Source organism: Actinosynnema sp. (assembly GCF_052038725.1).
Genome location: NZ_JBQGCX010000365.1, coordinates 1 through 4,852, shown reverse-complemented (window position 1 = coordinate 4,852; position 4,852 = coordinate 1). Strand labels below are relative to the sequence as shown.

Here is a 4,852-nt window from a genome sequence, read left to right as displayed (position 1 = left end):
CGACCACCGGCGGCGCGACCACCGGCGGCAGGACCACCCCGGCCGGAGCCCCCGGCGCGACCATCCCCGGAGCCCGCGCCGCCACGACGGCCCGGTGCCCCGCCCCCACCGCCGTCCCCGGCGGCAGCACCCGCTCGGTGGCCGACTGCGCCAGCGCCGCCAGCTCCCGCCGGTCGGCCGCGCGGCCGGGCGCGATCTCGTCCAGCACGTGCACCTCCACGACCAGCCCGCCGGTCCGCACCACCCGCCAGATCGCGTCCAGCAGCCCGTCCGCCCCCACGTACGCGGGCCGCGTGGTCGCCACCCCGCCGCGCAGGTACCGCAGCGCCACCGGCCGCACCGGCACGCCCGCGTCGAGCGCGGCCTGGAACAGCGCGGGCCGGAACGGCCCCGACTCGCTGCCGCACCAGGTCGTCCCCTCCGCGTGCACCCCCACCGCCGCGCCGGACCGCAGCGCCGCCGCCAGCTCCGCGACCGTCCCCGGCAGCAGCCGCAGCCGCTCCCGGTCCAGGTAGACGGTGCGCGCGGCGGTGATGACCCAGCCGAGCACCGGCCACGACCGGATGTCGCGCTTGGCGACGATCCGGATGGGCTGCACCGAGTCGATGACCAGCTCGTCCAACCAGGACACGTGGTTGGCGACCACGAGCACCCCGCGCCCCGGCGTGCCCTGGAACCGCCGCTCCCCCACCACGCGCGCCTCGACCCCGGAGGCCCGCACCATCAGCCGGAACCACCCGCGCAGCAGCGCTTCCCGCGCCCGCCCGCGCAGCACCAGCGCGGCAGGCGCCACGAGCGCCCCGGCGGCCAGCACGCCCGCCAGCCCGGAGAACCGCAGCGCCGCCCGCGCCCTGCCGACCGTCGCGCCCTCGGCCACGCACCCGTCGCCGCACGGCGACAGGGGCATCCAGGCGTGCGCGGCCATCAGCCGACCTCGCCCAGGAAGAACTTCAGGTACCGCTGGTCGACCCGCTCCATGGACAGCAGCACGAGCAGGTCCGCCACGCCGAACGCCGGGTCGTGCGCGGGCCGCCCGCACACCCACGCGCCGAGCCGCAGGTACCCCTTGAGCAGCGGCGGCACCGCGACCCGCCCGCCGCGCGCGACCGCGTCCACGTCCCACGGCGAGCGCGGCACGACCCGGTGCTCCTCGGGGGCGAGGTTCTTGGCCGACACCTGGTCCCACACGCCCGCCGCGTGCGCGCCGCCGTCGCCCAGCGGCACGGAGGCGCAGCCGACCAGCCAGGAGTGCCCGGACAGCAGCATGTACCGGGCGATCCCGGCCCACACCAGGGAGACGACCGCGCCGGAGCGGTGGTCGGGGTGCACGCAGGAGCGGCCGGTCTCGACGATCTGCGGGCGCAGGCCGTCGAGCGCGGTCAGGTCGAACTCGGTGTCGGAGTAGAGGCCGCCCGCCTCGCGCGCCCGCTCCGGCGGCAGCATCCGGTAGGTGCCCACGATCTCGCCGGTGGCGTCGTCGCGGACCACGAGGTGGTCGCAGAACTCGTCGAAGGGGTCGATGTCGAGGCCGGGGACGGGGGTGCTCAGGGCCGCGCCCATCTCCTCGGCGAAGACCCGGTGCCGCAGGCGTTGCGCGGCGACGACCTCGTCGCCGTCCCTGGCGACCAGGAGGGAGTAGCCCGCGCCGCGCTCGGCGGTGCTCCCGGTGCTGACAAGCAGTTGCGGCTGCGTCATGGCACGTGTGTACCGAGCGCTCGGCGACGGTTGTCAGGTTTTTCCGGTGACGCCTCGGTGGCAGCCGGGTGAACTGCGCGCCGGGGTGATCGGCATTTCCGCCGGGTACGCCTCCCGGCAATCCGCCGGTGGTCCGCTCGTCGAAATCCGGGTATTTCCAGGGGGAAGAGCCGGAGGGCCGCCCCGCGTCGCGGGACGGCACTCGGACCTGGCTGGAGCGGGTGCTCAGCCCTTGCGCTTCTCGACCTCGCCGGTCAGCTGCGGGACGACGGTGAACAGGTCGCCCACCACGCCGTAGTCCGCGATCTCGAAGATCGGGGCCTCCGGGTCCTTGTTGACCGCGATGATGGTCTTCGAGGTCTGCATCCCGGCCCGGTGCTGGATCGCGCCGGAGATGCCGAGCGCGATGTACAGCTGCGGCGACACCGTCTTGCCGGTCTGGCCGACCTGGAACTGGTGCGGGTAGTAGCCGGAGTCGACCGCCGCGCGGGAGGCGCCGACGGCCGCGCCGAGCACGTCCGCGAGCTTCTCCACGACGTCGAACTTCTCCGCGCTGCCGACGCCCCGGCCACCCGCGACGACGACGGTCGCCTCGGTCAGCTCGGGCCGGTCGCCGCCGACCAGGACCTCGCGGCCGGTCACCCTGGTGACCTTGGCGGCGTCGGTGGCGGGCAGCTCGACGGCGACCTCGGCCGCCTCGGCCGGGGCCTCCTCGGCCTCGACGGCGCCGGGGCGCACGGCGATGACCGGCACGCCCCGGGTGGACTTGGCCTTGACCACGAACGCGCCGCCGAAGACGGACTGCGTCACGGAGCCGTCGGCGTCCACGTCGACCGCGTCGTACAGCAGGCCGGAGCCCAGCCGCGCGGCCAGCCGACCCGCGACCTCCTTGCCCTCCAGCGTCGCCGAGATCAGCACGGCGGCCGGGGAGGCGGTGGCGGCGACGGCCTGCAGGGCGTCGACCTTCGGGGTGACCAGGAGGGCGTCCGCGTCGGCGGACTCGGCCGCGTAGACCTTGACCGCGCCGTAGCGGGCCAGGGAGTCCTTCACCTTGCCCGTGACGCCGGGCGATCCGACCACCACCGCGGCCGGGTCGCCGATACGGCGCGCGGCGGATAGCAGCTCATGGGTGACCTTCTTGACCTCGCCGTCGACGTGGTCGACGAGGACCAGGACCTCAGGCATTCCTTGTTCCCCCTTCCCCTTCAGATGAGCTTCTGGCCGACGAGGTACTCGGCGATCTTGGAACCGCCGTCGCCCTCGTCCTCGACGCGCTGACCGGCGGTGCGCGGCGGCTTGGGAGCCGCCTCGACGACCTGCGTCCACGCGGCGCCGAGACCGACCTCGTCCGCGCCCAGACCGAGGTCCGCGGCGGTGAGGGTGGTCACCGGCTTCTTCTTCGCGGCCATGATGCCCTTGAAGGACGGGTACCGGGGCTCGTTGATCTTCTCGTTGACGCTCAGCACGGCCGGGAGGCCCGCCTCCAGGTGCGCGACGCCCTCGTCGGTCTCCCGGACGGCCTTGACCACGCCGCCCTCGACGGTGACCTTGCGGACGTGCGTGAGCTGGGGCAGGCCCAGCAGCTCGGCCAGGATGGCGGGCACGGCGCCCGCGCGGCCGTCGGTGGCCTCGTTGCCCGCGATGACGAGGTCGAACTCGACCGTCGCCAGCGCCTTGGCGAGGACCTTGGCGGTGGTGAGCGCGTCGGAGCCGTGCAGCGCGGGGTCGGACACGTGGATCGCCTTGTCCGCGCCCATGGAGAGGGCCTTGCGGATGGCGTCGGTCGCGCGGTCGGGACCCATCGAGAGGACCGTCACCTCGCCCCCGTGCGCGGCCTGGAGGACCAGCGCCTCCTCGACGGCGCGCTCGTTGATCTCGTCGAGCACGGCGTCCGCGGCGTCGCGGTCGAGGGTGTGGTCGGCGTCGCTGAGCTTGCGCTCGGACCAGGTGTCGGGCACCTGCTTGACCAGGACGACAATGTTCATGGGTCCTCTTCGACCTCCTGCGGACGGGCGGCGGACGTGACTGGGCGACCGTGCTTCAGCCGTGGGTCGCCGGATTGCCGGTGTGACCCTGCCATGTCGGCACCGCGTTGGCACGGTGGTGTCGGCCACCACGATGTTACCCACGAGTAGCAGCCGGTTCCGCACCTTCGGGACGTGACCCTGCTCACCGGGAAACCCTCGGGGGGCCGTTGGGGGCGACCCCCGGTAACCCCCTATCAGGCTAGCGTCGGGCCCATGTACCGGAGAGTTGCCATCGTCACCGACTCGGCCGCGTGCCTGCCCGAGCGCGTCACCGACCAGATGGGCATCGGCGTCGTGCAGATCCAGGTGAGGCTCGGCGACCGGACGGACGACGAGGCGCGCGTCCCGGTGGCCGAACTGGTGGCCGCGATGCGCTCGGGAACACCCGTGAGCACGGCCCCGCCCGACCCCGGCGCGTTCTTCTGGACCTACTCGGACCTCGCGGCGGCGGGCGCGCAGGCGGTGGTGTCGGTGCACGTGTCGGGCGCGCTGTCCCGCACCTTCGAGGCGGCCCGCGAGGCGGCGACGCAGGCGCGGGTGCCGGTGACCGTGGTGGACAGCGGGACGGCCGGGACGAGCCTGGGGTACGCGGTGCTCGCGGCGGCAGCGGCGGCGCGGGCGGGCGGGGACGCGGCCAGGGTCGCGGACGCGGCGCGGCGGACGGCGGGGCGGTGCACCGAGGTGATCTACGTGGACACGCTGGAGTTCCTGCGGCGCGGCGGGCGGGTCGGCGCGGCGGCGGCGCTGCTCGGGTCGGCGTTCGCGGTGAAGCCGCTGCTGACCGTGGACGGTGGGCGGATCGTGCCGCTGGAGCGGGTCGTCGGCGGGGAGCGGGCGCTGCGGCGGGCCGTGGACGTGGCGGTGCGGCGGGCGGGTGAGTTCGAGGTGGACGTCGCGGTGGAGCACTTCGACGCGCTCGAGCGGGCCCAGTCGGTGCTGGAGGAGCTGCGCGGGCGGGTGCCGAGGGTGCGGCAGGCGATGCTCGCGCCGGTCAGCTCGGCGGTCGGGGCGCACGTCGGTCCGGGCGCCATCGGGGTGACCGTTTCGCCGGTTTAGCCCGGTTCGGAACTCGGGTGGGGGTTTGACCGTTGGGCGGGGTGGGAAGTTGGACGGTGCGGGGAAGGAGAAGG

General features: G+C 74.6%; 5 protein-coding genes. 1 reads left to right on the top strand and 4 read right to left on the bottom strand.

Annotated elements, in window-relative coordinates; all coding sequences use genetic code 11:
- The 4 genes from ACTUAL_RS07410 to ACTUAL_RS07395 all read right to left on the bottom strand — a co-directional run.
- Positions 1 to 925: lysophospholipid acyltransferase family protein (locus ACTUAL_RS07410; RefSeq protein WP_440899715.1), on the bottom strand; the 925-nt coding region annotated here is incomplete at its 3' end.
- On the bottom strand, positions 925 to 1,695 hold the full coding sequence (locus tag ACTUAL_RS07405) for a GNAT family N-acetyltransferase (RefSeq protein WP_096496705.1): 771 nt from the start codon (positions 1,693 to 1,695) through the stop codon (positions 925 to 927). The genes ACTUAL_RS07405 and ACTUAL_RS07410, both read right to left, overlap by 1 nt.
- Before the next feature lie 225 nt (positions 1,696 to 1,920).
- Positions 1,921 to 2,880 (bottom strand): electron transfer flavoprotein subunit alpha/FixB family protein, encoded by a 960-nt coding sequence (locus tag ACTUAL_RS07400; RefSeq protein ID WP_096496706.1) that lies wholly within the window; start codon positions 2,878 to 2,880, stop codon positions 1,921 to 1,923.
- Between the two features lie 20 nt (positions 2,881 to 2,900).
- Positions 2,901 to 3,680, bottom strand: coding sequence for an electron transfer flavoprotein subunit beta/FixA family protein (locus tag ACTUAL_RS07395; RefSeq protein WP_440899714.1), 780 nt, complete (start codon positions 3,678 to 3,680; stop codon positions 2,901 to 2,903).
- A 255-nt stretch (positions 3,681 to 3,935) separates the two neighbouring features.
- On the opposite strand from ACTUAL_RS07395, the gene ACTUAL_RS07390 reads away from it, so the two are divergent.
- Entirely contained in the window at positions 3,936 to 4,778 is an 843-nt protein-coding gene (locus ACTUAL_RS07390) for a DegV family protein (protein ID WP_096496708.1), read from the top strand.
- Positions 4,779 to 4,852: the final 74 nt, after the last annotated feature.

Coding starts and splice junctions, on each gene's coding strand:
- ACTUAL_RS07405 (WP_096496705.1), bottom strand. CDS start 1,695: ATGACGCAGCCGCAACTGCTTGTCAGCACCGGGAGCACCGCCGAGCGC.
- ACTUAL_RS07400 (WP_096496706.1), bottom strand. CDS start 2,880: ATGCCTGAGGTCCTGGTCCTCGTCGACCACGTCGACGGCGAGGTCAAG.
- ACTUAL_RS07395 (WP_440899714.1), bottom strand. CDS start 3,680: ATGAACATTGTCGTCCTGGTCAAGCAGGTGCCCGACACCTGGTCCGAG.
- ACTUAL_RS07390 (WP_096496708.1), top strand. CDS start 3,936: ATGTACCGGAGAGTTGCCATCGTCACCGACTCGGCCGCGTGCCTGCCC.